This is a genomic window from Streptomyces sp. NPDC004539 (assembly GCF_040610055.1).
GTDB lineage: Bacteria > Actinomycetota > Actinomycetes > Streptomycetales > Streptomycetaceae > Streptomyces.
This window is the reverse complement of record NZ_JBEXLS010000006.1, coordinates 251,182-277,464: the sequence shown is the minus strand read 5'-3', so window position 1 is coordinate 277,464 and position 26,283 is coordinate 251,182. Positions and strand designations below refer to the sequence as shown.

Genomic DNA, 26,283 nt, shown 5'->3' with positions numbered 1-26,283 from the left:
GTGCGGCAGTTCGGAGCCCTCGAAGAGGGTCCGGACATCCGCCGCCCCCCGCCCAGCCTTCAAACTCCTTGAAACCTAACGCAGTTGCGCACACCCACACGCCAGAGCCGGTGAAAATCCGCTACAGATCAGGCAACGGACAGGTGAAGGTCCGCGGCCGGGACGCCTCCGCCTCTCAGAACAGGCCGTTGGCGTGCGGGAGTTCGGCCGGGATCGGGGCGATGACGTCCCAGTGCTCGACGATCTTCCCGCCGGAGACCCGGAACAGGTCCCAGTAGGCGACCGCGACCCCGAACTCGCCCTCCGACTGCACCAGCACGAAGTCGCCCTCGGCGACGACCCGGTGGACCGTCTTGTAGACCAGGTTCTTGCCCTGCTCGGCCCACTTCCCGGCGGCGGCGCCGAAGCCGTCGAGGCCGTCGGCGGCCTCCGGGTTGTGCTGGTGGTAGGTCTCCGTGGAGATGAAGTCCGTCAGCACGGAGTAGTCGGCGCCCTTCAGCACCTTCTCCGCGAACTCGGCGACCAGCGCGCGGTTCGCCTCGGTCCGGTCGAGGTCCGCGGGGGCGGCGGGGCCGTCGGTCTGGGTGCGTCCGGAGGCGGTGACCGCGACGACCGGCGTCAGCGCGTCCCAGTGCTCGGCGAGCCTGCCGTCCGCGTCGACGCGGAACAGGTCGAAGGCGACCAGCGGCGCAGGGCCGAAGCCGTGGTACGTGCCGTGCAGCGCGACCAGGTCGCCGTCCGCGATCACCCGGGCGCCCTCGTACCGGAAGTCCTCCCCCAGCCCTGCCACGAGTGCGCGCAGCGGCTCGGGGCCGTCCGCCGCGAGGCTGCTGTGCTGACGGTAGTCGGCGGCCACCCAGCGGTCCACCGCGCTCGGGTCCTTGTCCCCGAACAGCTCCCCCACCGCTTTCAGCACGATCTCCTTGTTGCCCATGGCACCTCTCCTGTCTGCGGACTCCGGCACTTGCTTGCGTTTCATCCTGTCCGGGGGCCGGGACGGGGGCACGGTGCAGTCGGGAACGATGACGGTAGAAAGGGGACAGGCGGCGTTCAGGGCGTGGGCAGCCAGGGCGCGAGCGCGGCGTCCACGACCTGCGTCACGGTGTCCTTGTCGAGGGTCTGGCCGAGCACGAACCGCTTGAAGAGGAGGGGGCCGAGGATCTGGGCGGCCAGGACTCCCGCGAGGTGGTCGTCGGCCTGCCCGAACATCTCCTCCCGCAGCCGCCGTACGCCCGGGTCGCGTTCCGAGCGGTCGATGACGGTGGCGATGACCGAGGCGGAGATCGGCTGGTTGAGCCACTCGGCCTGCTGGTCCAGGTGGACGAGGAGCTGTTCGCGGAGCGGGCCGCCCCGGAGGCCACGAGCCCAAACCGGGCTCCACTTGGAAGGTAATGGGCAACGCCCCTGAGGAGCACGACATGACCACGAACGAGAACGCCATCACCCTCCGGTTCACCGACCGGGCCGCCGCCTACCAGGCCCTCAGCGACCTCAAGCACCTTCCGCCGGCCGGCGCCGAGGTGCGCGGCGCCGTCCTCGTCGAGCGGCTGGCGGACGGCACGGTCCGCGTCCCCGAGGGGCTGGAGACCGACGCCGAGCAGGGCCTCGCCGTCGGCGGGGTGATCGGCTCCCTGGTCGGCATCCTCGGGGGCCCGCTCGGTGTCCTCATGGGCTGGGGCATCGGCGCGGTGATCGGCGGCGGTCACGGCTACCGGCGGGCCGAGGAGGCCACGGAGGCGGTCGGCGGGTTCACCCCGCACCTGCCGCCCGGCGGGACGGTCGTCCTGGCCGAGGTCGTCGAGCACGGCACCGAGGCGCTGGACGTCCTCGCGATGCGGCACGACGCGGTGCTGGAGCGGAGGCCGACGGACAGCGTCCGAGCCGAGCTGAAGGCGATGGAGGACGCCGCCGAGCGGATGCGGGGGGACGAGGTGAGGGCTCGGCGGGAGAGCAGGCGGGCCGGGGCGGAGCAGCGGATCAGGACCGGGGTGGCGCAGCTCAAGCGGAGGATCGCGTCGTAGCGGCTCCCCCAGGACGCGGGGCAACACCCCCCTGCCTCGCACGGCGAGGGGCGGGCCAAGCCGGGTCCGTCCCTCGCCACCCCCCCCTTCCTCCTCGACGCGCCTCTCAGGCGGCCGGTGCCGAGCCGGTCGACAGCAGGCCGTTCACCACGATCCGGGCGAGCGACTCGGCCGTGGCGGCGCGCTGCTCCGGAGAACCGGCGGCGGCGCGGCCCAGGCGGTGGGCCAGGGGGAGTTCCACCATGCCGGAGACGGGGGGTACGACGGCGTAGAAGAGCACGTCCATCGGGACGGGCGCCATCGCCCCGGAGGCCACGAGGCGGTCGATACTCGGCATCATGGTCCCGAGCATCGGGGCGAGGTAGTTCTCGTAGAGGTGGTCGAGGCGCTCGGTGTCGCGGGAGAACTCGTCCACGAAGACCCGCCCGATCAGCGGAGTCTGCGCTGCGGCCCGGTAGAAACCGGCGACGGTCCGGCGCAGGTTCTCGGCGTCGTCGGCGTCGGGGTCCGCCCGGGGCACGCTCTCCAGTTGCGCCCTCAGCGGGGCGTCGACGACGGCCCGCCAGAACGCGGCCTTGGAGCCGTACCGGTCGTTGATGAAGTTGTGGCTCACGCCGAGCCGACGGGCCAGCTCCCGCGCGGAGGCGCGTTCGTACCCCAGCTCCGCGAAGGCTTCGAGGCCGCGCAGCAGGATGTTCTCCTCGTCGGGCACCGCGGGCGTCTCGGTGCCGGGGCGGCCCGGCCGTCGGACGGTCTCGTCTGTCGTCTCCATCGTCGCGCCTCTCCTTCGGCCGTGCCGGGGCCTCTCACCATCCACCTTACTTGACACGTGTCAGATTGAAGGTGGGTCGAAGGCGGGCCTCGGTTCGGGCGTCGGGCCGGTGAGCCAGGCTCTGATGCGTGCGGACTGGGTGCGGATCTGGGGAAGGGCGTTCTGGGGGTCGTTGCCCACGCGCGCCTGGAGCGAGTCGCTCGCGTCGAGGGAGTTGAGCGCGTCCGTGTGACGGCCGAGAGTGCCGTACAGCACGGCGAGGTTGTTCAGGGCGACGGCGTGGTCCGTCGAGACGCGTCGTTCCAGTCCGCGGTGGATGGCCGTGGCCCTCAGGAGGGCGTCCAGGGCGTCCTCCCTTCGGCCGAGTTCGTTCCGCCGGCTGCCGAGGGTCGTCCACGCGCGGGCCAGCTCCTCGTCGGAGCCGAAGTCGACGGCTCGTTCGGCCGCCGCGAGGGCTTCCTCCCGGCGCCCGGCCGCCGCCAGCCGGTGGGAGAGGTTGTTGAGGATCATCGAGAGGCCGGGGGCGAAGTCGAGTCGGGTCGTCGCCTCGTACAGCCGCGCCGCCTCGGAGACGGCCGCGAGACTCTCCTCCGCGCGGCCCGACTCCCCGAGCCGCACGGACAGGTTGTTGAGGGCCGCGCCCAGACCGAGGGTGTGCTCCTGCGGAGCCCCCGCGGCCAACTCCCGGTAGACGCCGACGGCTTGCTCGGCGTGGGACAGGGACTCCTCCAGCCGCCCCAGGAAGGCGAGGTGGTTGGAGAACGTCATCAGACGGCCGGCGAGGGCCGGCCCGTGGCTGATCAGATCCGACCGGGCCAACGGCTCCAGCCGCTGGATGTCGTCGAAGAGGCGGTCGAGGAGGTCCTCGGCCGTGCGGGTGCTCGGCCGCTGCTCGAACGCGGCGGTGAACGCCCGCACCAGATCCCTGGCGGTCGGCCTGATGAGAGGCTCCGACGCCAGACAGTGCCGGAGGGTCACGAGGAGCGCGGAGTCGATCCGCAGGCTGCCGTCCGCGCCGGACCGGGGGTCCGTCCGCTCCCCGGCGAGCAGGCTCAGAAGCAGCGAGCCGGCGGCGTACATGTCGCTCTCGGGGGTGAGCGCGGGTCCGCTCGCCCCCGCCGCCAGGTAGGCGGCGTTGAGCGGCAGAAGGTCGCGGCGCGGGGTGCCGATCCCGTCCACGGTGGCGGTCATCCAGCCGATCAGCCGGACGCTGCCGTCCGTCACGAGCACGGTGCTCGGTGCGAGGGAGCCGTGGACGAGACCGAGTTCGTGGACGTGGGCGAGGGCCCAGGAGAGACTCAACCCGATCTGGAGGAAGACCTGTTCGGGAACGGCTCCCCAGTGACCGGCGAGGACGTCTCCCAGGTTGGGGGCGAGAGCGCCCCCGTCGTCGACCAGCTCCGCGGCGATCCACGGCGGTCCGCCGCCCTCGTCGGCCTGTACGTCGACCAGGGCGGGGGCGTAGCCGCCGTCCAGCCTGCGCAGGCACTCCGCTTCCGCGCGGACGAGTTCGAGCGCGGCCATCGGATCGTCGGTGTACAGGGCCACCGGGGTGCGGACCGTGACGAGCCGGCCGTCCTCGCCCTGCGCCAGGTACATCGTGACGAGCCGCCCGACCCGGTCCCTGCGCCACAACAGCCGGAACCGCCCGAGCCGTTGCGGATCGTCGGACGACAGGGCGCACCACCCGTCCGGAGCGGTGAGCGGCTCCTCGCCCCCCGTCGAGACCCCGAGCCGGTTCAGCAGCCGTTCCCGCAGCCAGCCGAAGGAGCGTCCCGTGTCGTCGACGACGGCCGTCCCGTCGGGATGGCCGACCCACGCGGGGAAGACCGGCGCGTGGCCGACGGCGTCCTCGATGTCCCGGGTGACGGCCTCGCTGGTGCGCAGCAGTTCCGCCGGGGACACCACGCCGAGGAGCACCCGCCGGGCCTCGCCCGTGAAGTCGAACCGCCGGTGGTGCGGGAGCAGTTCGGTGTCGTGCGGTTCGCGGACCTCGTGCATCAGGCCGCCGAGGAAGACCTCCATGAGGTGCCCGGAGTCCGTCGGTGCGCCGAGGGCGTGCTGCACGAGGCGCATCACGGGCGGCGTGACGGGGGCGACGGCCGCCACGTGGGCCGCGAGCCGGTACGCCTCGGTGGACGCGGCCTCGCGGAAGCGGAGCACCTCGTCGCCGTCCGGCGCTTCGACGGCCGTACGGGGGACGGGAGTTCGGCCGCCCTCCCACAGCGGGAGCGAGGCCGTGCCGCCCGGTGAGGCGAGGAGCCGCGCCCATTCGCCGACGGCTCGCGGGGTCGGGGTGAGGACGGGCACGGGGACGGAGTCGAAGGGGGCGAGCCCCGGCGGCAGGTCGGGGTCGGTGGCGTACCAGGCGCGGGTGGGGCCGCCCCGACGGTACGTGGTGACCTGGCCGTGGCGTACGTCGATCCCGGTACCGGCCCACAGCCGGCCCGGCAGCGCGTGGACGATCGCGACGGGACCGCAGCTCCCCCACCGGTCCGTGACGTCCCGCATCCCGCCGTCCCGCCACGCCGGGCCCACCCCGTCGCTGACGACGAGGACGAGCGTGTTCCCGCTCGGATCGCACAGCGTCCTCGGGGTGAGGGCGCGGCCACGCGGCCGAAAGGGCCTGGTGCGCAGCGCGGGGACGGCGCCCCGGGTGTCGAGGCCGTACACGCGCACGTCCCGAAAGGCCCCGGCGCGTTCCATGAGCCTGCGGACGTCGGCGGCGAGCCGCTGCCACAGGACCATGGAGACGCCGTCGTCGATGACGAGGGCGAGGGTGAGCCAGCGGGTGCGCACGGGACGGGTGACGGTCTCGGCGACGCCGGTGTCGGCGACGGCGGCGACCGTCCGTGCCACGTCGAGTTCGCTGCGGCGCCGGTCGGGGAAGCGCTGCCGCAGGGGTCGCAGCGCCTTGCCGAGGTGGAGCTGGCCGGAGCCGGTGAGGCGGGTCTCGGGGGTGCGGACGGGCAGTGCGGGCGACGAGGCCGTGGCCGGGGGTGCCTGCCCGGTGTCGTCCGTGGCCGTGACCGGTCGCGCGGGTTCGGGCCGCTCGGGTGGTGCGGGGGCCGGGTCGGGGCGCGGCGGCGTACCGGGCCGCGGTGGCGTCGGTTCGGCGGGGTGGGGCGTGGCGTCCTGGGCCGGCGGTGCGACGGGTACGCCGGCGGCGCGGGCCAGCGGCGCGGCGTCCCGGGGCAGCCGGTGGGCGAGCCACAGCGCGTCGAGGAGTTCCTCGTGGGAGACGTCCGCGCCGCTCGCGGCAAGGATCTGCGTCACGCGTGAGAGCACGCCGTCACACCGCTCCGCCGAGGCGGTGCAGGACCGCGTCGAGCAGCGCGCCGGCGTCGAGCTGGACGCCGCCCTTGCGGAGGAACACGGCGTTGAGGAGCTGGTCGGTGGCGAGTTCGCCGGCGGCGCGGCGGCCGAGGAACTCGCGCAGCAGGTCGTCCATGCCGTCGAGGGCGTCGGCGCCGAGGTGCGCGGTGACGATCTGCCGCAGCCGCCGCTCGTCGGGGTCGGGCAGGTCGAGGCGTACGCAGCGGCGCAGGAAGGCGGCCGGGAAGTCGCGTTCGCCGTTGCTGGTGATGACGACGACGGGGAACTCGGCGCAGCGGACGCGGCCCTTGGTGACGGGGGCGGTCTCGTCGGGGTCGTCGGTCTGGACGTGCACGGGGGTGTCGTCGTCGCCGAGGCGGACGAGTTCGGGGATCGCGAACTCGCCCTCCTCGAAGACGGTGAGGAGGTCGTTGGGGAGGTCGACGTCGCCCTTGTCGAGTTCGTCGATGAGCAGGACGCGGGGTCGGTCGGGGCGACGCGTGCGGGGGGCGAGCGCGCTGCCCAGGGGGCCGAGGCGGAGGTAGGCGCCGATGCCGGGCTGGGTGCCGTCGGTGTCGCGCCGGAGGCCGGCCTCGCGCAGGCGGCCGACGGCGTCGTACTGGTAGAGGGCGTCCTGGAGGGTGGAGCGGCTGTTCACCGGCCACTGGAGGACGCGGCCGAGGCCGAGTTCGTGGGCGACGGCGTGCGCCAGCGAGGACTTGCCGGTGCCGGGCTGGCCGGTCACCAGGAGGGGGCGGCGCAGATGGAGGGCCGCGTTGACGACGTCGGCCGCCTCGGCGTCGATCAGGTAGGGGCGGGTGGCGTCGGGTTCGCGGCGGTCGAAGCGGCGCCACGGCGGGGCGGCGGGGAACGGGGTGTCCCGGGGCTCGCCGTCCCCGCGGAACAGGCGCCAGTCGCCGTCCTGTGCCGGCTCTGCGATGGTCATGACGCGTTCGTTCCTCTCACGGGGTCCGCGAACCGCAGCGGCTCGATCCTCGGGTGGTGCTCCTCCGGCTCCCAGACGAGGGAGGGCCGGGCCCGGCGTCCGCCCGCTCCGGCGACCGCGTCGCTCCTGAAGTACCGGACCCGCTCGGGGAGTCCGTCCAGGTCACCGGCGGGTGCCAGGCCGGCGAGCCGGTCGGCGTCCTCGTGGCCGCTCGCGTCCCGGTCCCACAGCACGACCGGCGCGCCGAGCGCGAGGGCGGCGAGGAGCCAGGGGGTGCGCTGGTCGGCGGGGCCGTGCAGGACGACCCGTGCGGTGTCGCGGTGTTCCGTGCTCAGGAGGTGGACGAGCCGGTCGCGGCTGTCGCAGGCGGGGCCGACGACGAGGGTGATGTTCCGTCCGTTCGTCCACCGGCGCCGGCGGTGGTCCTCGCATCGGGCGCCGAGTTCGGGACAGCTCAGGGAGACCCGGTAGTCCGCGCCGATCGGCCGGGCCGGAAGGATGTCGTCGGCCGCGCCGGGGACCCATTCGTCGACGGCCCGCTGAAGGCCGTCCCGGTCGACCTCGACCGTCACCCACGGCACCCTGTCCCCCTGCCCCGGTTCCTGCCGGACGGCGAGGACCGCCTCGCTCAGGCAGCTCGCCACCTCGGTGGGGGTCTTGGAGACCGACTCCACCTCCTTCAGCACCCGGTGCGACCCGTCGTCGCGGGCGAGCAGAATCCGGCACCGGTACCGCTCGTCGCCCGCCTCGGCGTCGCGCTCCAGCTTCATCACCACCCGCGACACCGGGGAGAGGGGGCGCTTCGCCCAGCGGTCGGCGTCCGCGCGGCGGTCGGCCAGCACTTCGTGGCGGACGCCGAGCCGGGCGGCGACCGTCTCCGACCAGGCTCGCAGTTCTCCGCCGAGTGCCCCTTCGGTGGCCGCCGCGACGTACTCGACGACTCGCAGCAGCGCGGGAGCGGCCTGCTCGGTCAGCCTCTCCAGGTCCTCGATCACGTCGGCGAGGTGGTCCTCGTCCAGGCGGGGACGGGTGAGCGCCTCGGGGAGGATGTGGTGGCGCAGGGCCTCGCCGGCCGCGCGGGGGATCAGCGTCGGGTCGGCGGCGCGGCTGCGGCGGAGGCGGGAGAGCAGGTCGGCGTACTCGTTCGGGGAGAGGAGCGCGCCGTGGCCGAGGGTTCTCGCCGTGGCGAGGAGGGTGGTGAGCGCGGTGCGGGCCGTATCACGCAGGGTGGGGGCGAGGATCTCGGCGAGTGTCGCGAGTGCGCGGGGGTGGGCCTTGGCGAGCGCCACGAGGTCCGCTGTGCGGGGGGCGTATCCGGCGGTGTCGACACCGTCGTAGCCGAGTTCCCGCGCCAGCTCCCGGCCCCGCATGCCGAGGGTCGCCTCGTCCGGGAAGAGCGGGCGCAGCAGGCTCTCCAACTCGCGTTCGGCGGCGGTGCGTTCGGCTCCGGCCGCCGCTCTCGGCAAGGGGGCGCCGATCGCGGCCAGTCGGGGACAGCCGTCGAGGTGGGCCGTGAACGTGTCGTCGGTGGCGAACGAGGACACCGGTACGGCGATCAACCGGCGTGCCCCGTACGCCTGGTCCTCCTCGGTCACGACGCCGACGAGGTGGCCGCCGCAGAAGATCGCGGCGCCCGAGGCCCCTCCCCACGCGTTCCCGTCGCCCTCGCGGGGAGCGGGGGACGGGGTCTGGTCCAGGACGTAACGGCCCCTGCCGCCGGAGAGGACGGGGAGGAAGCCACGGAGGTGTTCGGGGGCGCGGAGGCCGCCGTTCTTCGCAGCCCACGGGTAGCCCAGGCCCTCGTACGGCAGCGGTGCGAGGCCCTCGGGGCGGCCCCAGCGGACGGGGCCCGGGAGGGGGATCTCCTGGTCGAGGAGCAGGAGGGCGATGTCGAGGCCGGCCGGGTGTTCCCAGAGGAGTCGGGCCGATGTCCTGGTCTGCTCGCCGTCGCGTTCGTGGCCGACGCGGACCTTGATGGTCCGCCAGGGCGCGGTGGTGACCTTGTCGATGAGTACGTGACGTGCCGTCAGCACCAGCCGTGGCGCGATCAGGTAGCCCGAACCGACCGTGATACGGCCCTCGTCCCCGCTGCGGATCAGGGCCAGTCTGCGCGGGTCCACCTCAGTCCTCGTCCAGCGACCCGGTCTCGTCGTCCGCGATCTCGGGGCGGGTGCCTGCGGCGGCCCGGTCCTTCACGGAGAGTTTGAGGGTCAACTTGTGGGTGCGGACGGTGGATTGGTCACCGCCGACGCCTACGGTGGCCACGCCGAAGGTGAGCTTGCCGTCGCCCTTGGTGGAGTCACGTAGCTCCAACTGGAGCTCCAGCTCGGCTTCTTCGACGCCGAACGCGAACTGCTGGTTCACGCCGAGGCGTTGGGCCTCGTACAGCTCCTGGCGCAGCTCCTCGATGGCTGCGGCCAGGCCGATCGTCGACATTCCGTGCGCCCCCGGGTCAGAGAAAGTCAGTGCGTTGTCGGTACGTTACAGCGCTGGCGGGAGGGGGTGGGGGTGATTGTGGAACAATCCGGGCGGGGGTGATCGCCGTATGGAAGCGGAGGCGCGGGGCGGGGAGTTCCGGGACGTGCTGTGGCAGGCCGTCAATGCGCTGCGGGGTTCTGTCGACGCTGCTCGGTACAAGGAGTTCGTGCTCGGGCTGGTCTTTCTGAAGTACCTCTCCAGCACGTTCGAGGAACGCCAAAGCCTGCTCACCGAAACTCTGTTCAGCCAGAACGCCCCTGAAGAACGGGTGGCACAGATCCTGGAGGACCTGACTCTGTACGATTTCTGGGTCCCACCGACCGCCCGATGGTCGTGGATCGAGGCCCATGCCAGGCAGGGGGGTGCGGGCAGGGTTCTTGACAAGGCGGCGGGCGCGATCATGCTGGCCAATCCGGATCTGACCGGAACCCTGGCGGGCGTTTTCGGTGACGCCGACATCGACCAGGACCGTCTGGCCGACCTCATCGACCTCCTCAGCACCCGCTGGGCCTCGTACAGACGAGTGTCAGCCGCACTCGCCGAGGAGTACTCGGCCTTCCTCGACGGCTTCGCACGGTTCGAGGGCAAGTCGGGCGTCGAGTTCCACACCCCACGTTCCGTGACCCGACTCGTCCTGGAGATCCTGAAGCCCTACTCGGGCCGGGTGTACGACCCGATATGCGGTGCGGGCGACATGCTCGCGCAGACGGCCATGTCCTTCGAGCGGAGTCGCGGCTCGGTCTACGGCCAGGAACGTCATACACGCACGTGGAACCTGGCCAGGATGAACCTCATCGTGCACGGCTTGCACGCTGATCTGGGTCCGGGCCCGGCTGACGCCCTCAGCAACGATCACCATCCGGACCTCAGGGCTGATTTCGTGATGGCCCATCCGCCGTTCAACCTCAGCGACTGGGCGCGCGATGTGTCCGACCCCCGCTGGACCTACGGCGTTCCTCCTGCCGACAACACCAACTACGCCTGGCTCCAGCACATCGCCGCGAAACTCACGCCCCAAGGAACCGCCGCCGTCATCCTGGCCAACGGCTCCCTCCATGCCCGCAAGGCCGAGGGCGAGATCCGTCGGGCCATGCTGGAAGACGACCTGGTCGCCTGCATCATCACCCTGCCGCCCTACCTCTTCCCCTCGACCACGATCCCGGCCTGCATGTGGGTCCTCGACAAGGACAAGTCGCCCCGCCAACTGTCGGAACGGACCGACCGGCGTGGCCAGATCATCTTCATCGACGCCACCGAAACAGGCACGATGGCCAGCAAGACCGAACGTGTCCTGGAGGACACCGACCTCGCGAAGATCGTCAACGCGTACCGATCCTGGCGCGGCACAGGCCCGCGCTACCACGACGAACCCGACTTCTGTTTCTCGGCGAGCCTGGAAGCCGTACGCGCGAACGAGTACTCCCTCAACCCGGGCCTCTACGTCACCCCCAGCCCACCGAACCTCATGCAGGACCTCTACGCGGTCTTCGACGGCCACGACCTCCCGCTTCAAGGGGGATGACACCTGGGGGCGCACTCGACGGAGCCGCCCCCAGCCACCTCACCCCCGCCCGCGCCTCACCACGTCACCGGCAGCCGCTCCACCCCGTGCACCGCCCGCCCCACGAACGCGAACTCCTCCGGGTCCTTCGCCAGCCGCAGTTCCGGCAGGCGTTCGAACAGCATCGGCAGGGCGATCTGGAGTTCGGCGCGGGCCAGGGACTGGCCGAGGCAGTGGTGGAGGCCGTGGCCGAAGGCGAGGTGGCGGTCGGACTCGCGGGTGAGGTCGAGGGTGTCGGGGTCCTTGAAGGTGCCGGGGTCCCGGTTGGCGGACTGGAGGGCGATCACCACACCCTCACCGGCCCGGATGGTGACCCCGCCGACCTCGACGTCCTCGGTGGCGATGCGCCGCATCCCGATGTGGACGATCGTGAGGTAACGCAGGAGTTCCTCGATCGCACCGGGTACGAGACTGTCGTCGGCGCGCAGGGCTGCGAGCTGCTCGGGGTGGCGCAGCAGGGTGATGGTGCCCAGGGAGAGCATGCTCGCGGTCGTCTCGTGGCCCGCGATGAGGAGTTGGACGAGGAGCCCGGCCGCCTCCGCCGCGCTGGCCTCGCCGGTGGCGACGCGTTCCGTGGCGAGCCGGCTCATCAGGTCGTCGGAGGGTGCGCCGGCCTTGGCCGCCAGCAGCTCCTGGAGGTAGCCGAAGAGGGCTCCCCATCCGGCGCGCATCGCCTCGGGTCCGGCGGAGACGGTGGCGAAGGCGGCGGCCTGCCGGTGGATGAACTCCCGGTCGGAGTACGGGACTCCGAGGAGTTCGCAGATCACGAGCAGGGGCAGCGGGAGCGTGAAGTGCTCGACGAGATCGGCCGAACTCCCCTGCTCCTCCAGCCCGTCGATCAGCTCGGACGTCAACCGGGCGATGGCGGGGCGGAGTTGCTCGACCCGGCGGAACGTGAACTCGGGGATCAGCATCCGCCGCAGCCGGGTGTGGTCCGGCGGGTCCATCGCGAACAGCTGGCCCGGCGTGCGCGGGGGTGTCGTCGGCTGGAGGCCGGGGAAGCCGGGGCGGAAGTTCTCGGAGCTGAACCGGGGATCGCTGAGGACGGCGCGCGCGTCGTCGTACCGGGTGACCAGCCAGGGATGGAGGTCGCCCCAGAGGGTGATGCGGTCCAGGGGGCGTTCGGTGATCCAGCTCCGGTACTCCTCGGCGGGGTCGAGGAGCGGGCGGGCGACGGGCAGCGGGGGCGGGGTGGGCGTCGAGTTCACGTGGGGCTCTTTCGATCCAAGGGGCATGGGGGGTGGCGGGTGTCTCGCCTCGGTCACTCGGTCTGCTTGAGGTCCGCCAGCCCCAGCAGCAGTTCCTTCACCTCGGTCGCGTGGATGGCCTCCCGGGTGAACTCCGGCCGGGAGCACAGGAGTACGGGGCCGTCCTGCGGGTCGTCGGGGAGGCGGCCGTGGCTGCCGCTCACCCCGGACGGGTCCAGCGGCACGGTCTGGATGCGGTACCGCAGGCCGAGCTTCTTGCGGGCGACCTGTCCGATGACGCGTGCTTTGAGGGCGGGGACGGTGTCGTCGTAGAGCAACTCGGCGGGGTCGTAGCCGGGTTTGCGGTGGATCTCGACCTGGCGGGCGAAGTCGGGGGCGCGGGCGTCGTCGAGCCAGTAGTAGTACGTGAACCAGGCATCCGACTCGGCCACCACGACCAGCTCACCGGAGCGTTCGTGGTCGAGACCGTGCTCCTTCTTGCCCGCCGCGTCCAACACCTGGTCCACGCCGTCGAGTTCGGCGACGATCTCCGCGACCCGGTCGAGGTCGGCGGGGTCACGAACGTAGACGTGGGCGAGCTGGTGGTCGGCGACGGCGAAGGCGCGGGAGGTCCAGGGGTCGAGGTACTCCATGCCGTCCTGGGTGTGGACTTCCAGGAGACCGGCCTCCCGCAGCGCGCGGTTGATGTCGACGGGGCGGGACGCGGGGGCGATGCCGTACTCGCTGAGGACGACGACCGTCGCACCCTCCTTCTCGAAGTGGTCCAGGAGGGGGCGCAGGGCGTCGTCGAGGCGGCGGGCCTCGCGGGCGGTCTCGGGGGAGCCGGGGCCGGTGCGCTGGGGCTCGTAGTCGAGGTGGGGAATGTAGACGAGGGTGAGGTCGGGCTGCTTCTCGTCGAAGATCTGCCGGGCGGCGCCGAGAATCCACTGCGTGGAGGGGAGGCCGGCGTTCGGGCCCCAGTAGGTGAACAGGGGGAACGTGCCCAGCCTGTCGGTGAGTTCGTCGTGCAGGGACGGCGGCCAGGTGTAGCAGTCGGGCTCCTTGCGGCCGTCGGAGTAGTAGACGGGGCGTGGGGTGACCGTCCAGTCGACGTCGGCGCCCATCGCGTACCACCAGCAGATGTTGGCGACCGTGTACCCGGGGTCGGCCTTGCGTGCGGTGTCCCAGATCTTCTCGCCGCCGACGAGGGCGTTGTGCTGCCGCCAGAGCAGCACCTCACCGAGGTCGCGGAAGTACCAGCCGTTCGCCACCGCCCCGTGCACGGACGGGAGTTCACCGGTGAGGAGAGTCGACTGGACGGTACAGGTGACGGCGGGCAGGACGGTGTCCATGCGGGCTTGGAACCCTCGTCCGGCGACGGCGGAGACGGCGGGCATGTGCCGCAACAGCCGTGGGGTGAGGCCGACGATGTCGAGGACGACGAGGCGGGTCATACGGCGAACTCCTTCTGGGTGAGGCCGAGTTCGAGGAACCGTTCGCGGGTCCAGGCGAGTTCGGCGGCGATCCCGGCGACGAGGCTGTCCCGGTCGTGGGGCCGCAGATGTTCCGGCAGGACGGACCAGGTGTAGGTCTCGACCTCGATGTGGTCGCACACCGCTTCGGTCCCGCCGAGCAACTCGCCCAGCGCGTGAGCGAGTTCACCGGAGGTCGTGCGCAACGGCGGTTCCGGGGCGGCGTGCAGGGGCGCGTGGAAGTGCACCCGCCAGGGGGAGCCGTCGTCGAGCTCTCCGGCGAGTGCGTCGGGCAGGTCGTCGACGCCGGTGACGGCGCCTTCGTGGACCGTGCGGGTCTGGTGCAGGAACCGGGGTTCGACGAACCGGGCGAGGGCTCGGCGCGCCTCGGGGTCGGCGGGGTCGTCGGCATGCAGGGCGCTGGACGCCTGAACCTTCACGACCGGGAGACCGACGTCCGCGAGCCGGCGCAGCGCCTGCGCGGGTTCCTCGAACTGCACGGCGAGGTGGCAGGTGTCGAGGCAGATTCCGAGGAACTCCGGGTCGACTCCCCCGAGTTCACGGGCCGCCTGCACGGTGTCCTCGACCACGCAGCCGGGTTCGGGCTCGAATCCGACCCGGATCGTGCGGCCCGATTCCCGTTCCACGGCGGCGAGTTCGGCGGTGAGTTCGTCCAGGGCCCGGCGTGCGGTGTCGCGTGCCTCGGTGGGCCATGGGGTGCGCCAGGCGAGGGGGAGCGTCGAGACGCTGCCGCGCCGCGCGTCGTCCGGCAGGAGCGCGGCCAGCACCCGGGCGCAATCGACGGTGTACCGCAGGCGCGCGGGGTCGGCCCAGTCCGGGAGATACACCTCCTTCTTGACGACCTCGCGGTGGAAACCGGCGTAGGGGAAGGCGTTGAGGGTGACCGTCTCCAGTCCCCTGAGGGCGAGTTCGTCCTTGAGCCGCTTCACCTCCCTTTCGTCGGCGGCGAGTTCGGTGACGACGTCACGCGCGAGCCACAGCCCGATGCCGAGCCGGTCGAGGCCCAGCCGTTCCCGCACCGGCCCGGCGTACTCGGCGAGTTGGGAGACGACGCCTTCCAGATCCTCCGCCTGGTGGACGTTGCCGCAGTAGGCGAGATGGACGGTCGTACCGTCGGAGTGTCCGAATCGCAACGCCCCTCACTCCCCGCCGCGTTTGATCGAGTTGCCCTCGTGGAGCGCGGTGTCGTCGGGTTTGATCTCGTCCAGTTCGAGCCGCCCGCTCTGCCCGTAGAACGCGACAGGATTACGCCACATCACCCGGTCCACCGCGTCCTCGTCGAACCCGCCGGCCAGCATCGCGTCCGCCGTCCTCCGCGTCTTCAACGGGTCCGAACTCCCCCAGTCCGCCGCCGAATTCACCAGCACCCGCTCCGTACCGTGCCGCCTGAGGATCTCCACCATGCGGTCCTCGCTCATCTTCGTCTTCGGATAGATCGAGAACCCCGCCCAGCAGCCACTGTCCAGCACCATCCCCACCGTCAGCTCGTTGAGATGGTCCAGGACGACCAGCTCCGGCGCGATCCCCGACTCCCGCACCACGTCCAGCGTCCGCCGCGTCCCCGCCGCCTTGTCCCGGTGCGGCGTGTGCACCAACGCCGGAAGACCGTGCTCCACCGCCAGCTGCAACTGCCGCGCCAGCACCTCGTCCTCCGCCGCGGTCATCGAGTCGTACCCGATCTCCCCCACCGCCACCACCCGGTCCTTCGCCAGAAAACGGTCCAACTCCTCCAGCACCGGCAGACACCGCGGATCGTTCGCCTCCTTCGGATTCAACGCGATCGTGCAGAAATGCTGGATACCGAACTGCGCCGCCCGATACGGCTCCCACCCCAACAGAGCGTCGAAATAGTCGTAGAAACTCTCCGGCGACGTACGCGGCTGCCCCAGCCAGAACGCCGGCTCCACCAACGCCCGCACCCCCGCCGCATACATCGCCTCGTAGTCGTCCGTCGTCCGCGAAGTCATGTGAATGTGAGGATCGAAAATGCGCATCAGGAGACTCCTGCCAGGGCGGTGAGGGCGCGTTCGGCGGCGGCGCGGCGGTGGGGGCCGGGTGAGTCGGCTTCGGCGGGCAGCCCGGAGGCTTCCAGCGTGCCGGGGTGGGCGCGGACGACGGGCCAGATGTCGGCGGGGACCTCGCGGCCGGCGGCGACCCGTTCGTGGGCGAAGTCGCAGAGCATACGGGCGAGTTCATGGTCGGCGCGGTCGGTGAGACCCGCGACGCGGGCCAGCGGGATGTCGGTGAAGACGCATTTGAGGACGGCGTGCCGGTAGCCGTCGGCGTCGAGGTGGCGGGCGGCGTAGGGGCCGACGGCCGCCGTGATCAGGGTGGTGTCGTTGGTGCGCAACGCCCCGTGGACCAGGGGAAGTCCGAGGCCGGCGAAGGTGGGGTCCAGGTCTTCGAGGTGGGCCAACGACATGAGGACGGCGCGCTGTTCGGCGGCGTCGCCGTGGTGGTGGAGGGTGGTGATCTCGTCGGCGAGCGCGGTGCCGCGCAGGGGCAGGGCGGCGAGCAGGCGGACGCGGGCGGCGTCCGCGACGGTCCACTCGGTGGTCAACTGCTCGCGTCCGCAGCGCCGTCCGACGGCCGGGAAGGCGGCGCGCAGAGCTGCCGGGTTCTCGCCGACGCGGGCCATCGTGGTGGTGAGCCAGGTGCGGGCTTCGGGGGTGAGGCGGGCGTCGAGGACGGTGTGAACGCAGGGGTGCACAGTGTGCGTCTCCTCCAGTGTCGGGTCAGGACGGCTCGGCGGCCTTGAGGAACTCCAGGGAGCGGCGGGCGACTTCGGGGGCGTTCGGTGAGGCGCCCTGGATCTCGACCGAGACCGGTCCGTCGTACCCGGCGGTCTTGAGCGCGGCGAGGACGGGCGGGAAGTCGATCTCGCCGGTGCCGAGTTCGAGGTGTTCGTGGACTCCGCGCCGCATGTCCTCGATCTGGACGTTGAGGAGGTGCGGTGCGGCGAGGGCGACGCAGTCGAGGAGCGGGAGGTCCTCGACGCAGTGGGCGTGCCCGATGTCGAGGGTGACGCCGAACCCGTCGGGGTCGCCGAGGCATCGGCGCAGGTCCAGTACACGTTGGACGGTGTCGACGAACATGTGCGGCTCGGGCTCGAACGCGAGGGCGACGCCGTGCTGTCGGGCGAGGCCCAGGACCTCTTCGCAGCCGGCGGCGAGCCGTTTCCACGCCTCTTCGTCGGTCATGTCCGGGGGCCGGGAGCCGCTGCACAGGTGGACGGCGGGGGCGCCGAGGTCGGCGGCGACGCGGACGGCGCGGGCGAGCAGGTCGACGCGGCGTCCGGCGTCCTCGCGGGACATCAGGGTGGGCGCGTGCTTGTGCCAGGGGTCGAGCAGGTAGGGGGCGCCGGTCTCGACCATGACCGTGAGGCCGAGTCGCCCGGTTCGCCGTGCCAGGTGGGCGACTCGGCGGGGCAGGTCGGGGGCGTACGGGTCGAGGTGGGTGTGGTCGAGGGTGAGGCCGACGGCGTCGTAGCCGAGGTCGGCGAGGACGGTCAGGGTGTCGTCGAGGCGGTGCGCGGTGAACCCGTTGGTGCCGAAGCCGTAGCGGAGACTCACGTGGGCGACACCTTGCGGGCCAGCCGGCGCGCGAGTGGATGCGCCACGGCGAGGGCTCCGGCGAGGCGGACGGCTCCGCTACCCGCGGTGAGTGCGGCCTGGAGCGGGAGCAGGCCCATGATCCCGGCGCCCACGGCTTCCCGGACGTTCGCGGCGGAGGGTTCCCGGGCTGCGCGGGCCTGTGCGGTGCCGTAGGTGGCGAGGTAGCCGAGGGCGGCGGCTGCGGCGCCGATCCGGGCGGGGCGGTCCGCGCGCCGTAGCGCGGGAAGTGCCGCTGTGGCGAGGCCGGTCGCGGCGCTGGCGGCCAGGGTGGTCGCCGGGAGTGTGCGCGGGGCGCCGGTCACCTCGTGGCGGCTGAGTGCCGTGACGGTGTAGGTGTGGGCGCCGACGAGGAGGGCTGCCGGGAGGGCGGCGGCGGTGCGGCCGGGGGCGGCTCCGGAGAGGACGTTCAGCGCGCGGGCGCTCGCCATGGCGGCGGGGCCGGCGGGGGTGGACTTGAGCGCGAGGTCGTAGGCCCAGACCGCTGCGGTGAGCGGGAGGGCCGTACGGAGTGCGTGTCTGCCGCCGGCGAGGGCGGCGAGGCCGAGGCCGGTGGCGGTGAGCGCGCAGGCGGTCGTGAGGGCGGTGCGGCGGGGTATCCGGCCGGAGGGTATGGGGCGTTCGGGGCGCTCGACCGCGTCGACCGTCGCGTCGGCGTAGTCGTTGAGGGCCATGCCCGCCCAGTAGAGGGCCGCCGACGACACCATTGTGGCGACGATGTGTGGGCGGACGGCCCCTCCGCCCGCGACCGCACCCGCCAGAACGTCTCCCGGCACACTCGACGCGGCCGGGAGCCGGACGAGTTTCGCCAGGTCAGCCGGGGAAAGGTTGTTCGATCCTCGCATGTCGGGATAGTAAGCCAGCCACTTTAACTTTCACATACCTTTCACCCCTCACCTTCGTGAAGAGGTTGTGCAGATCGCCCAGTTCAGGATTCGTCGTATGTTCTTCGGTATCCCGCAAGGGAGTTGCACAGGAATCAGGGCGATGACGTTCCCGTGCACGACGCTGAGCGGACGGTGGCCAGCGGCCACCCTGCCCCGTCCTGTCCACGAGCCCCTTCCCTGTGTGCGCGGTAGAGTCGGGCATGGCCATGGTCGAAATGGGACACGCTCGGGTGATCGAGCTCGGGTACCGCAACCCCACGCTCCCCGCTCTGCGGATGGAGGTGCTGGCCTTCGCGGACCTCACGGGGCGGCTGTCGACGGCCCAGTTCGAGTGGGTGCACCGGCCGGACTTCCACCAACTGACGCTCGTCCACGGTGGCGAGGGGACCGGCATGGTGGACTTCCTCGACACGCCGATGCGTCCGGGGACTCTGCTGCACATCCGTCCGGGACAGGTGCAGCGCCTGCCGGTGGGCCCCGATGGCGCGCCGGCCGAACTGGACGCGACGGTCGTCCTGTTCACCCCGGACTTCCCGCCCCGGCTGCCCGCGACGCTCCCCCTCGACATCCCCGGCCCGGAACTCTGGCGTCTCGGCCCCGCCGACCTTCCGCACTTCCGCCACGCCCTCGCCGACCTCGCGGCGGAGTACACCGAGTTCCCCGGCCGGTCGCCGGAGCTCACGAAGGAGTTGCTACGGCAGCTCCTCGCCGCCCTTCTCCTGCGCATCGCCCGCCTCCCCTCCCCCGACGGCCGCCCCCGCACCCTTCCCGAAGAGCCCTACCGCCGCTTTCTCCAGGAGTTGGAGCGTTCCTTCACCACCCTCCGCCAGGCCCACGACTACGCGTCCCGCATCGGCTACTCCCTCAAGACCCTCAACCGCGCCTGCCGGCGGGCCACCGGCCACACCGCCAAGCACCTCGTCGACGCCCGCGTGGTCCTGGAGGCCAAACGCCTCCTCGCCCACACAGACCTGCCGGTCGCCTCGATCAGCCACCGCCTCGCCTTCACCGAGCCGACCAACTTCAGCAAGTTCTTCACCCGCATGACCGGAACGACCCCGGGCACGTTCCGCGACACCCAGCGCGGCCCTTCCTGAACTCCCGGCTACGATCGCCCAGGTGATCCTCGACAAGTTCCCCCTCATCGGCGGCTTCAGGGAGTTGGAGCACGGCAGTCCGGACGGACCGTCGATCCGGGACGCGGTGCGCGCGGCGGCGCCGGGGTACGAGGGCGAGTTGGTCCGCTATCTACGGACCGGCACGACCGTGGCCGCCGCACCGGCGGCCGTGCCTGACGTGTTGAGCGGTACGGGGGCGTTCATCGGGGGGCTGCATCTGCTCACGGACGGGCATTGGTTGTGGTACTCCGACCTAGCTCACTACGTGGAGCGGTACCACGTGGAGATCGAGCCCGCGTTCGTCGAGCATGCGCGCGGCCATGGCTGGACTGTTCCGCAGGTCAGCGGGGAGCGCCTCGAAGCGATGGTGGCGTTGCTCATCGAGCCTGACGGTGTGTGAGAGAGAGCCGCAGGCCGGCGCGGGAAGGGCGGCGTCCCTACCGGGTCCCGTCCAGCACCGAGGCGTCGGTGAACGCCGGATCGCGGGGCCCCGTCTCCGCCCAGAACAGCACGGTGTCGTCACCGGCCTCGGACTTGTCCGCCGGGTTCTCCACCCTGCTCAGACCCGGTATCGGATCATGTGCACTTACGGAAACCACCGGAGACACGATGACCATCACATACTCGCCCGTGCCGGAACTCAACCTCCTCAAGGATTTCGAGGACGAGGTGGGCTACGAGAATTTCGCCGACGGATTCGGCCTCACGGAATACGGAGACGTCTCCGGTCTGGTGGCCGGCTGGTCCGGCGACCCGGAGTTCCTCGCCCGGCTGATCCCGTTCGCGCAGGCCACGGGCGGCGGCTCGTTCTACGCGTTGTGGAAGATCGACGACCGTGCCGACCTGGCCACCCTGCCGGTCGTCGTCTTCGGGGACGAGGGCGGACAGTACGTCGTCGCCCGTGACCTGCGGGAGCTGCTGCGGCTGCTCGGCTTCGACGCGGAGATCTCCGTCGACTGGGAGAGCGTCTACTTCTACCGCGACGAGGACGAGCCCCACTCCCCTTCCCACGACACGTACGCGGCCTGGCTGCACGAGCGGTTCGGGCTGTCGGTGGCCCAGGACCCGGACGCCGTACTCGCGGCGGCCGGCGAGGAGTTGGGACAGCGGTTCGCGGACTGGGCCGAGCCTTACCTGCCGTGAGAAGCGGCGCCGAGGGCGTGGTGGGGCGAGGTGACCCCGGTGCCGTGCCCACGCCCCGAAAGGAGTCTTTTACTTCTGTATGGTTGCCCGAAAAGGCGCCCTGTGACCGGCCTGATCCGCCCGTGGGCGCCTGTCCGTACGCGGAGGGGACCAGCGCTCATGACCACAGTGCCCGTACCGGCACCTGGCGAGCCCCCCGTCGCGCGGGAGGCGGAACTCGCCCGGCTCTCGGGCATCGTGGACGCGGCGGCGGCCGGCCGGGGCGCGCTGGTCGAGATCGGCGGCGAGCCCGGCATCGGCAAGACCCGCCTGGCCCTGGCCCTCCTGCGGATGGCCGCCCGGCGCGGACTCCCCGCCACCCGGGTCCGGGCCGTGCACGGGGACACCGTCCCGACGCACCCGGAACGCCGTGGCGGCGTCCTCGTCCTGGACGACGTCCACCGCTGCGACCCGGCCTCGACGGCGGCCCTCGTACGGCTCGTCCGGTCCGGCGCCCCCGGCCCCTCCGTCGTCGCCCTGGTCCACCGCCCCCGGCAGACCGCGCCGGACCTGCTGCGGGCACTGGACGACGGGGCAGGGGCCGGAAGGGTCACGCGGATCGAGCCGGGCCCCCTCGGCGAGGAGGCGGTGCGGGCTCTGCTGAAAAGCTGGCGCGTGGACACCGCGAACGCCGGCCGGCTGTGCGCCGAGGCCGCGGGCAACCCCCGTCACCTGCGTCTGCTGGTCGCCTCGGAGTGGCCCGCGACCGACCCCGACGAGCTTCTCCGCGAGGCGAAGCCCCTGTTCGCGGAGGTCGACGCGGTGCCGGCCGACGCCGGTACGGCGCTGTCGGCGGCGGCCGTCCTCGGCTCCCCGTTCCGCCCGCAGGACGTCGCCCGGGTCTCCGGACTGGGCCTGGACACGACGCTGGACGTGCTCGGGGAACTGGAGCGGGCGGACCTGATCCGCCCGGCGGGGCCCGCCGGGACCCTGCGGTTCCGGCACGCCGTGCTCGGTGAGGTCGTGCACGCGCGGACGGGACTGTCGCTGCGGCTGCGGGCGCACCGGCGTGCGCTGGAGATCGCCGGGAGCGGCGCCGAGCGCGCCCGGCACGCCGAGCACCTGCTGGGGACGGACGCCGCCGTCGCCGTACGCGCGCTGGCGGAGGGGGCCGCCGAGGTCGTGGGCCGGGAGCCGGGGACGGCGGCGCGGTGGTGGGGGCTGGCGTTGGAGGTGCTGCCGGAACGGGCGGCGCGGACCGGGCTGGAGCTGGACTGCTGCCGGGCGCTGGCCGCGGCGGGGCGGCCTCGGGAGGCACGGGCCCGCGCGCACGACCTGCTGGCGGACCCCCGGGTACGGCTCTCCGAGCGGGAGACGCTCCAGGCGTACACGGTGTGCGCCGAAGCGGAGCGGCGGCTCGGGCACTACGAGGAGGCGATCGCCGTCGTCGGGACCGCGCTCGGGATGCTGCCCCGGCCGCTCCCGGACCCGCTGCCGGCGGAGGCGGTGCGGCCGGCGATCGAGTACGGGCTCGCGCACGCCCTGCGCGGCACGCACGACGAGGCGCGGGACCTGCTGCGGGAGGCGGCGCGGGCGGCGGGCGGGGCGGACGACGCGGAGCGGACCGCGCTGCGGGTGCTGGCGGCACTGTCCGCGACCCACGCCGGGGACGTCGCGGAGGCCGTCGGCGAAGTCGCCGACTGTGCGCGGCTGTTGGACGCGCTGCCCGATCCCGGCGCGGGCCGCACCCCGGAGACGCTCGTACTCCTCGGGTGTGCCGAGCTGCACCTGGAGCGGTTCACGGACGCGATCCGGCATCTGGAGACCCGCGTCCCGGCGCCGGCACACCGGCTGCCGGCCCTGGCGATGGCCGAGCAGTGGACGGGCCGCCTGGCCGCCTCCGAGCGGCGGGCCCGGGAGGCGGAGGAGCTGGCCGGGTCGCTCGGCGCGGCGGACGCGGTGACGCTGGCGCGGGCGGTACGGGCGACGGCGCTCGTGTGGTCACGGGCGCGGCGGGACTCCGCGGAGGCGGTCGCGCTGATCACGGAGACGCTCGCGGCGGTCCGCCCCGGGCGGAGCTGGTGGACGGTGTCGGCGACCGGTCTGCTGGCCCAGGCACGGTTCCTCACGGGTGACGCGGCCGGCTGCCGGCGGACGCTGCTCGACGGGGCAGGCGGTGAACTACTGCCCCTGGTACGGCCGTTCGCCCGCCCCTCCCTGCTGGCCCTGCTCGCCACGGCCGCCCTGGAGTGCGGGGACGACGAAGAGGCGCGGCGCGTGCTGCGGTCCGCGGAGGAGGCGTCGGACCGGCTCGGGCTGCCGGTCCAGGAGGCGTACGTCCAGGAGGCGCGGGCCCGGCTGCACGCGGCGGACGGTGAACACGACGTCGCCGTCAAGCTGTTCGACCTCGCCGCCCACGCCTTCCGTCGCGCCGACATGCCGGTCCAGTACGCGTGGACGCTCACGGCGGGCGCCCGCTCCCTCGCCGGGTCGGAGGGGCTCCCGGCCGCACTCCGGCACCTGGAGCTCGCCGAGGGCGTCTCGCGGGTCCACGGCGCGCTCCTCGTCCACGACCACGCCACCCGCCTGCGCGCCGAACTCTCCGGGGCCGGCCCCCTCGCGCGGCTCAGCGACCGCGAACGGCAGACCGCCGAACTCGCCGCCTCCGGCCTGCGCACCCGCGAGATCGCCGCGCGCCTGCGCCTCAGCCCCCGCACGGTCGAGACCCACCTCTCGCACGCCTACCGCAAACTCGACGTCACGTCCCGCCTGGAGCTGTCGGCGGTGCTGCGGGCGGCGCCGTGACGGGCGGTCAGCGCCTTCGGCCGAGACGTGCGGCGAGTGTCCCGGTGAACTCCTCCGCCTGGGCGAGCTGCGCGCGCAGATCCTCGACCCTGCGCTGCGCGGTCTGCTCGAACCCCCGTATCCGGCCCAGGAGTTGGCCGACCTCCCAGGGGGCCAGCTGTTCCCCGGAGTCCAGCCGGTCCGTCGTCTCCAGGAGGGTCCGTATCTCGTCCAGGGTGAAGCCGAGAGGCTTCATGCTGCGGACGACCGTCAGCCGGGCGACGTCGGACTCGGTGTAGAGGCGGAAGCCGCCCTGCGAGCGGGCGGAGGGGGCGACGAGGCCGGCGTCCTCGTAGTGCCGGATGGTGCGTAACGGGAGTTCGGTCCGTACGGCGACCTCGCCGATCTGCATGTGCTGGCCGCTCACACGGGGTGCCCTTCTCGTCTGCCTCCGCGGATCTCCAGCCTAGCGTCAGGGCGGGGTCCCGCCCGACATGATCACGCCCGGCGGCCCTCCCCGGCACAGCGAGAAGTTCACCTCATCTCCCCGTTTCGACCTGGGCGTTCCCACATCGGCCGGGCGTTCGGTCCGCAAACGCGTGTGGCGCTAAGGATGCCGAAACAGTCATGTCACGAGCCGATAACACTGCCGGGCGGGCTGACATACAACGGTGAGTCCGGGCAGGTGCGTCCGCACGACGAAAGCGACCGCCCGACCAGGGGACTTCACGTGATGCCCAGCAAGACCGTCCTGACCCGCCGCCGACTCCTCGGCCTCGCCTCCGCAGGCGCCCTCGCGGGGGTGGCCGCGTGCAGCAGGACCGAGGGCGGCGCGGCGGACGACGCCGACCTGCTCGCCGCCCTGCGCAAGCGCGGTTCCGTGAAGGTGGCCTACGCGAACGAGGCCCCGTACGGCTTCGAGGAGGGCGGCACCCTCAAGGGGGAGGCGCCGACGCTGCACGCCGAGGTGTTCAAGGCGCTGGGCGTGCCGAGGCTGAAGCCGGTGTTCTCGGAGTGGGACGGGCTGATCCCTGGCCTGCTGGCCGGCAAGTACGAGGTGATCAGCGCCGGCATGGCGATCCTCCCCGACCGCTGCGCGAAGGCCGCGTTCTCCGAGCCGGAGTTCATCTCGCCGACCGCGATGATGGTGCCGTCCGGGAACCCGAGGAGGCTCGGCGACCTGGAGTCGGCGAAGCGGGCCGGGGTCACCCTGGGCGTGCTGTCCGGGGCGGCGGAGAAGGGGTACGTGGAGGCGGCCGGCATCCCCTCGGGCAAGGTCAGGACGCTGACGAAACCGCAGGACGGCGCCGACGCCGTGAAGAACGGGCGGATCGACGCGTTCGTCCTGACCGGGATCTCGCTGCGCTGGCTCAACAAAACCAACAAGGGGCTCGATGTCACCGAGCCGTTCCTGCCGATGGTCGGCGGGGTGAAGCAGTACAGCCCGGGCGGGGCCGTCTTCCGCAAGAGCGCGGGCTCCCTGCGGGACGCCTTCGACACCGAGCTGAAGAAGATCACCTCCGACCGGGAGCGGTACGTCCGGCTGCTCGGCCCGTACGGTTTCACCGCCGCCGAACTGCCGCCCGCGGACCTGACGACGGCACGGCTGTGCGCCGCGTGACGCGGGGGCACCGCCATGGATGACTTCCTGTCCGTCTTCCTCGACGAACTCCCGTCTGTGGGCGCCGGGTTGTGGGTGACCGTCGAGGCGACCGTGCTGGGCGCGCTGCTCGCGGCCGTCGTCGCCTTCGGCTGCGGGCTGGCCGCGGGCGCCCGGTGGCGCCCGGCCCGCTGGACGTCGAGAGCCGTCGTCGAGTTCTTCCGGGGTACCTCCCTGTACATCCAGCTCTTCTGGCTGTACTACGCGTTCCCGCTGCTCACCGGCTTCGAGTTCGCTCCGCTGGCGTGCGGGGTCCTCGCGTTCGGCCTGAACTACGGGGCGTACGGCTCGGAGGTCGTCCGGGGTGCGCTGGCCGCCGTGCCCGCGCCGCAGCGGGAGGCCGCCGTCGCGCTGAACTTCACTCCCCTGCAACGCCTTTACCGGATCGCGCTCCCCCAGGCGTGGCCGCAGATGATCCCGCCGTTCACCAACCTGCTGGTCCAGATGCTCAAGGCGACGCCGCTGCTGTGGCTGATCTCGGTGGCGGATCTGACGACGGTCGTCCAGTCGCTGCGCGACCGCACCGGCGAGACCGTGCCCGCCTACGCGACGCTGCTGGTCCTGTACTTTCTGCTGGCCTGGCTGCTGACGGCCGCGATGCGGCTCCTGGAGCGGCATGCCGCCGCCCGGCTCGGCCGGACCCCGATCGCGACGAGCGGAGGCCGCCCGTGACGACCTACCTGTGGGACTGGGAGGCGGCCCGCGAGGCGCTGCCGCTGCTGCTCGCCGGGTTCAGGACGACGCTCCTGGCGACGGTGCTGGGAACCCTCGTCGCCGCCGTCCTCGGTCTGGCGCTGGCGATCGGCGGGCGGGTGCCGAGCCGCTGGGTGTCCTTCCCTCTCAAGGCCGTCCTGGAGTTCGTGCGCTCGACCCCGCTGCTCGTCCAACTCGTGGGCGCGTACGCGGTGTTCACCTGGGTGTCGCCGCTCACGATCGGCGTCGCGGTGCTCGGCGTCCACTACTCGGCCTACCTCGCGGAGGTCTACCGGGCCGGCATCGACGCCGTCCCGAAGGGGCAGTGGGAGGCGGCGCGGGCGCTGTCGCTGTCGCCGGCCCGGACGTGGGGGGACGTGATCCTGCCGCAGGCCGTGCGGACGGTGCTGCCCGCGCTCGGCAACTACGCGATCGCCATGTTCAAGGAGACCCCGTTCCTCGCCGTGATCACGGTCTCGGAGATGGTCGCGCAGGCCCGTGAGTACGGCGCCGACCACTTCGCCTATCCCGAAGCCTTCACCCTCGCCGGACTGGTCTTCCTGCTGGCGAGCTACCCGACCTCGCTCGCCCTGCGGAAACTGGAGCAACGCCTTGGCCACTGACACCGAACCCCG

The 26,283-nt window shown here is 72.4% G+C and carries 25 protein-coding genes; 9 read left to right on the top strand and 16 right to left on the bottom strand.

The features are described from left to right. Positions 1–175 precede the first annotated feature (175 nt). The gene (locus ABZX85_RS15445; RefSeq protein WP_355867439.1) at positions 176–934 is read right to left on the bottom strand and encodes a nuclear transport factor 2 family protein; all 759 of its coding nucleotides are present in this window, start codon (positions 932–934) and stop codon (positions 176–178) included. Between the two features lie 116 nt (positions 935–1,050). Then, positions 1,051–1,209, bottom strand: coding sequence for a hypothetical protein (locus ABZX85_RS15440; protein WP_355867437.1), 159 nt, complete (start codon positions 1,207–1,209; stop codon positions 1,051–1,053). Between the two features lie 209 nt (positions 1,210–1,418). Here ABZX85_RS15440 and ABZX85_RS15435 point away from each other — a divergent pair, with 209 nt between their 5' ends. Continuing rightward, positions 1,419–2,021 (top strand): hypothetical protein, encoded by a 603-nt coding sequence (locus tag ABZX85_RS15435; RefSeq protein WP_355867434.1) that lies wholly within the window; start codon positions 1,419–1,421, stop codon positions 2,019–2,021. A gap of 106 nt (positions 2,022–2,127) precedes the next feature. Here the strand turns inward: ABZX85_RS15435 and ABZX85_RS15430 are convergent, their stop codons facing one another. From ABZX85_RS15430 to ABZX85_RS15410, 5 genes are read right to left on the bottom strand one after another with little or no spacing between them, the layout of a single operon-like run. After that, positions 2,128–2,793 carry a TetR/AcrR family transcriptional regulator gene (locus ABZX85_RS15430; protein WP_355867431.1) on the bottom strand — a complete coding sequence of 222 codons (666 nt, stop codon included), beginning with the start codon at positions 2,791–2,793 and terminating at the stop codon, positions 2,128–2,130. 60 nt (positions 2,794–2,853) lie between these two features. Next, positions 2,854–6,069, bottom strand: a complete 3,216-nt coding sequence (locus ABZX85_RS15425; RefSeq protein WP_355867429.1) for a tetratricopeptide repeat-containing protein kinase family protein — start codon at positions 6,067–6,069, stop codon at positions 2,854–2,856. A 16-nt stretch (positions 6,070–6,085) separates the two neighbouring features. Further along, positions 6,086–7,054: a MoxR family ATPase gene (locus ABZX85_RS15420; RefSeq protein WP_355867426.1), complete on the bottom strand. Its 969-nt coding sequence runs from the start codon at positions 7,052–7,054 to the stop codon at positions 6,086–6,088. Then, complete coding sequence (locus ABZX85_RS15415; RefSeq protein WP_355867423.1) at positions 7,051–9,174, bottom strand: trypsin-like peptidase domain-containing protein; 2,124 nt, start codon at positions 9,172–9,174, stop codon at positions 7,051–7,053. The genes ABZX85_RS15420 and ABZX85_RS15415 overlap by 4 nt, the downstream gene beginning before the upstream one ends. Position 9,175: 1 nt before the next feature. Further along, positions 9,176–9,490, bottom strand: coding sequence for a trypco2 family protein (locus ABZX85_RS15410; protein WP_355867420.1), 315 nt, complete (start codon positions 9,488–9,490; stop codon positions 9,176–9,178). 145 nt (positions 9,491–9,635) lie between these two features. On the opposite strand from ABZX85_RS15410, the gene ABZX85_RS15405 reads away from it, so the two are divergent. After that, positions 9,636–11,054 (top strand): class I SAM-dependent DNA methyltransferase, encoded by a 1,419-nt coding sequence (locus ABZX85_RS15405; RefSeq protein ID WP_355867417.1) that lies wholly within the window; start codon positions 9,636–9,638, stop codon positions 11,052–11,054. Positions 11,055–11,110: 56 nt separating this feature from the next. Here the strand turns inward: ABZX85_RS15405 and ABZX85_RS15400 are convergent, their stop codons facing one another. From ABZX85_RS15400 to ABZX85_RS15370, 7 genes are read right to left on the bottom strand one after another with little or no spacing between them, the layout of a single operon-like run. Beyond that, entirely contained in the window at positions 11,111–12,301 is a 1,191-nt protein-coding gene (locus tag ABZX85_RS15400; RefSeq protein ID WP_355867414.1) for a cytochrome P450, read from the bottom strand. 53 nt (positions 12,302–12,354) lie between these two features. Next, positions 12,355–13,734 (bottom strand): nucleotide pyrophosphatase/phosphodiesterase family protein, encoded by a 1,380-nt coding sequence (locus ABZX85_RS15395; protein WP_355867412.1) that lies wholly within the window; start codon positions 13,732–13,734, stop codon positions 12,355–12,357. Further along, a complete protein-coding gene (gene eboE, locus ABZX85_RS15390) occupies positions 13,731–14,906 on the bottom strand; it encodes a metabolite traffic protein EboE (RefSeq protein WP_355867409.1) in 1,176 nt (391 codons plus the stop codon). Before eboE ends, ABZX85_RS15395 begins: the two co-directional genes overlap by 4 nt. A 6-nt stretch (positions 14,907–14,912) precedes the next feature. Next, positions 14,913–15,767 carry a TatD family hydrolase gene (locus tag ABZX85_RS15385; protein ID WP_355867406.1) on the bottom strand — a complete coding sequence of 285 codons (855 nt, stop codon included), beginning with the start codon at positions 15,765–15,767 and terminating at the stop codon, positions 14,913–14,915. Next, a complete protein-coding gene (locus ABZX85_RS15380; protein WP_355867403.1) occupies positions 15,767–16,483 on the bottom strand; it encodes an EboA domain-containing protein in 717 nt (238 codons plus the stop codon). Before ABZX85_RS15380 ends, ABZX85_RS15385 begins: the two co-directional genes overlap by 1 nt. 25 nt (positions 16,484–16,508) lie before the next feature. Beyond that, entirely contained in the window at positions 16,509–17,345 is an 837-nt protein-coding gene (locus ABZX85_RS15375) for a sugar phosphate isomerase/epimerase family protein (protein ID WP_355867400.1), read from the bottom strand. After that, complete coding sequence (locus tag ABZX85_RS15370; RefSeq protein WP_355867397.1) at positions 17,342–18,229, bottom strand: SCO3242 family prenyltransferase; 888 nt, start codon at positions 18,227–18,229, stop codon at positions 17,342–17,344. The genes ABZX85_RS15375 and ABZX85_RS15370 overlap by 4 nt, the downstream gene beginning before the upstream one ends. A gap of 242 nt (positions 18,230–18,471) precedes the next feature. Here ABZX85_RS15370 and ABZX85_RS15365 point away from each other — a divergent pair, with 242 nt between their 5' ends. Together ABZX85_RS15365 and ABZX85_RS15360 are read left to right on the top strand one after the other, a co-directional pair. Next, on the top strand, positions 18,472–19,368 hold the full coding sequence (locus ABZX85_RS15365; RefSeq protein WP_355867394.1) for a helix-turn-helix domain-containing protein: 897 nt from the start codon (positions 18,472–18,474) through the stop codon (positions 19,366–19,368). 22 nt (positions 19,369–19,390) lie between these two features. After that, positions 19,391–19,789 carry a hypothetical protein gene (locus ABZX85_RS15360; protein ID WP_355867391.1) on the top strand — a complete coding sequence of 133 codons (399 nt, stop codon included), beginning with the start codon at positions 19,391–19,393 and terminating at the stop codon, positions 19,787–19,789. Between the two features lie 37 nt (positions 19,790–19,826). Here ABZX85_RS15360 and ABZX85_RS15355 read toward each other — a convergent pair whose 3' ends face one another. Next, positions 19,827–19,988 (bottom strand): hypothetical protein, encoded by a 162-nt coding sequence (locus ABZX85_RS15355; RefSeq protein WP_355867388.1) that lies wholly within the window; start codon positions 19,986–19,988, stop codon positions 19,827–19,829. A 10-nt stretch (positions 19,989–19,998) separates the two neighbouring features. Between ABZX85_RS15355 and ABZX85_RS15350 the strand changes: the two genes are divergently transcribed. Then, the gene (locus tag ABZX85_RS15350; protein ID WP_355867385.1) at positions 19,999–20,532 is read left to right on the top strand and encodes a hypothetical protein; all 534 of its coding nucleotides are present in this window, start codon (positions 19,999–20,001) and stop codon (positions 20,530–20,532) included. A gap of 159 nt (positions 20,533–20,691) precedes the next feature. Then, complete coding sequence (locus ABZX85_RS15345) at positions 20,692–23,316, top strand: LuxR C-terminal-related transcriptional regulator (RefSeq protein ID WP_355867382.1); 2,625 nt, start codon at positions 20,692–20,694, stop codon at positions 23,314–23,316. Positions 23,317–23,323: 7 nt separating this feature from the next. Here the strand turns inward: ABZX85_RS15345 and ABZX85_RS15340 are convergent, their stop codons facing one another. Then, complete coding sequence (locus tag ABZX85_RS15340; RefSeq protein ID WP_355867379.1) at positions 23,324–23,722, bottom strand: MerR family transcriptional regulator; 399 nt, start codon at positions 23,720–23,722, stop codon at positions 23,324–23,326. A 306-nt stretch (positions 23,723–24,028) separates the two neighbouring features. Between ABZX85_RS15340 and ABZX85_RS15335 the strand changes: the two genes are divergently transcribed. The 3 genes from ABZX85_RS15335 to ehuD are packed head-to-tail and all read left to right on the top strand — an operon-like array spanning position 24,029 to position 26,271. Next, positions 24,029–24,916: a transporter substrate-binding domain-containing protein gene (locus ABZX85_RS15335; protein WP_355867376.1), complete on the top strand. Its 888-nt coding sequence runs from the start codon at positions 24,029–24,031 to the stop codon at positions 24,914–24,916. Between the two features lie 15 nt (positions 24,917–24,931). Then, positions 24,932–25,627, top strand: coding sequence for an ectoine/hydroxyectoine ABC transporter permease subunit EhuC (gene ehuC, locus ABZX85_RS15330; protein WP_355867373.1), 696 nt, complete (start codon positions 24,932–24,934; stop codon positions 25,625–25,627). Next, positions 25,624–26,271, top strand: a complete 648-nt coding sequence (ehuD, locus tag ABZX85_RS15325; RefSeq protein ID WP_355867370.1) for an ectoine/hydroxyectoine ABC transporter permease subunit EhuD — start codon at positions 25,624–25,626, stop codon at positions 26,269–26,271. The genes ehuC and ehuD overlap by 4 nt, the downstream gene beginning before the upstream one ends. The last annotated feature ends 12 nt before the right edge of the window (positions 26,272–26,283 follow it).

Bases quoted from the DNA above. Each gene is read 5' to 3' on its own strand.
- ABZX85_RS15440 (WP_355867437.1), bottom strand. From the start codon at position 1,209: ATGTTCGGGCAGGCCGACGACCACCTCGCGGGAGTCCTGGCCGCCCAG.
- ABZX85_RS15430 (WP_355867431.1), bottom strand. From the start codon at position 2,793: ATGGAGACGACAGACGAGACCGTCCGACGGCCGGGCCGCCCCGGCACC.
- ABZX85_RS15435 (WP_355867434.1), top strand. From the start codon at position 1,419: ATGACCACGAACGAGAACGCCATCACCCTCCGGTTCACCGACCGGGCC.
- ABZX85_RS15410 (WP_355867420.1), bottom strand. From the start codon at position 9,490: ATGTCGACGATCGGCCTGGCCGCAGCCATCGAGGAGCTGCGCCAGGAG.
- ABZX85_RS15345 (WP_355867382.1), top strand. From the start codon at position 20,692: ATGACCACAGTGCCCGTACCGGCACCTGGCGAGCCCCCCGTCGCGCGG.
- ABZX85_RS15395 (WP_355867412.1), bottom strand. From the start codon at position 13,734: ATGACCCGCCTCGTCGTCCTCGACATCGTCGGCCTCACCCCACGGCTG.
- ABZX85_RS15350 (WP_355867385.1), top strand. From the start codon at position 19,999: ATGACCATCACATACTCGCCCGTGCCGGAACTCAACCTCCTCAAGGAT.
- ABZX85_RS15385 (WP_355867406.1), bottom strand. From the start codon at position 15,767: ATGCGCATTTTCGATCCTCACATTCACATGACTTCGCGGACGACGGAC.
- ABZX85_RS15365 (WP_355867394.1), top strand. From the start codon at position 18,472: ATGGCCATGGTCGAAATGGGACACGCTCGGGTGATCGAGCTCGGGTAC.
- ABZX85_RS15445 (WP_355867439.1), bottom strand. From the start codon at position 934: ATGGGCAACAAGGAGATCGTGCTGAAAGCGGTGGGGGAGCTGTTCGGG.
- ABZX85_RS15370 (WP_355867397.1), bottom strand. From the start codon at position 18,229: ATGCGAGGATCGAACAACCTTTCCCCGGCTGACCTGGCGAAACTCGTC.
- ehuC (WP_355867373.1), top strand. From the start codon at position 24,932: ATGGATGACTTCCTGTCCGTCTTCCTCGACGAACTCCCGTCTGTGGGC.
- ABZX85_RS15420 (WP_355867426.1), bottom strand. From the start codon at position 7,054: ATGACCATCGCAGAGCCGGCACAGGACGGCGACTGGCGCCTGTTCCGC.
- ABZX85_RS15335 (WP_355867376.1), top strand. From the start codon at position 24,029: ATGCCCAGCAAGACCGTCCTGACCCGCCGCCGACTCCTCGGCCTCGCC.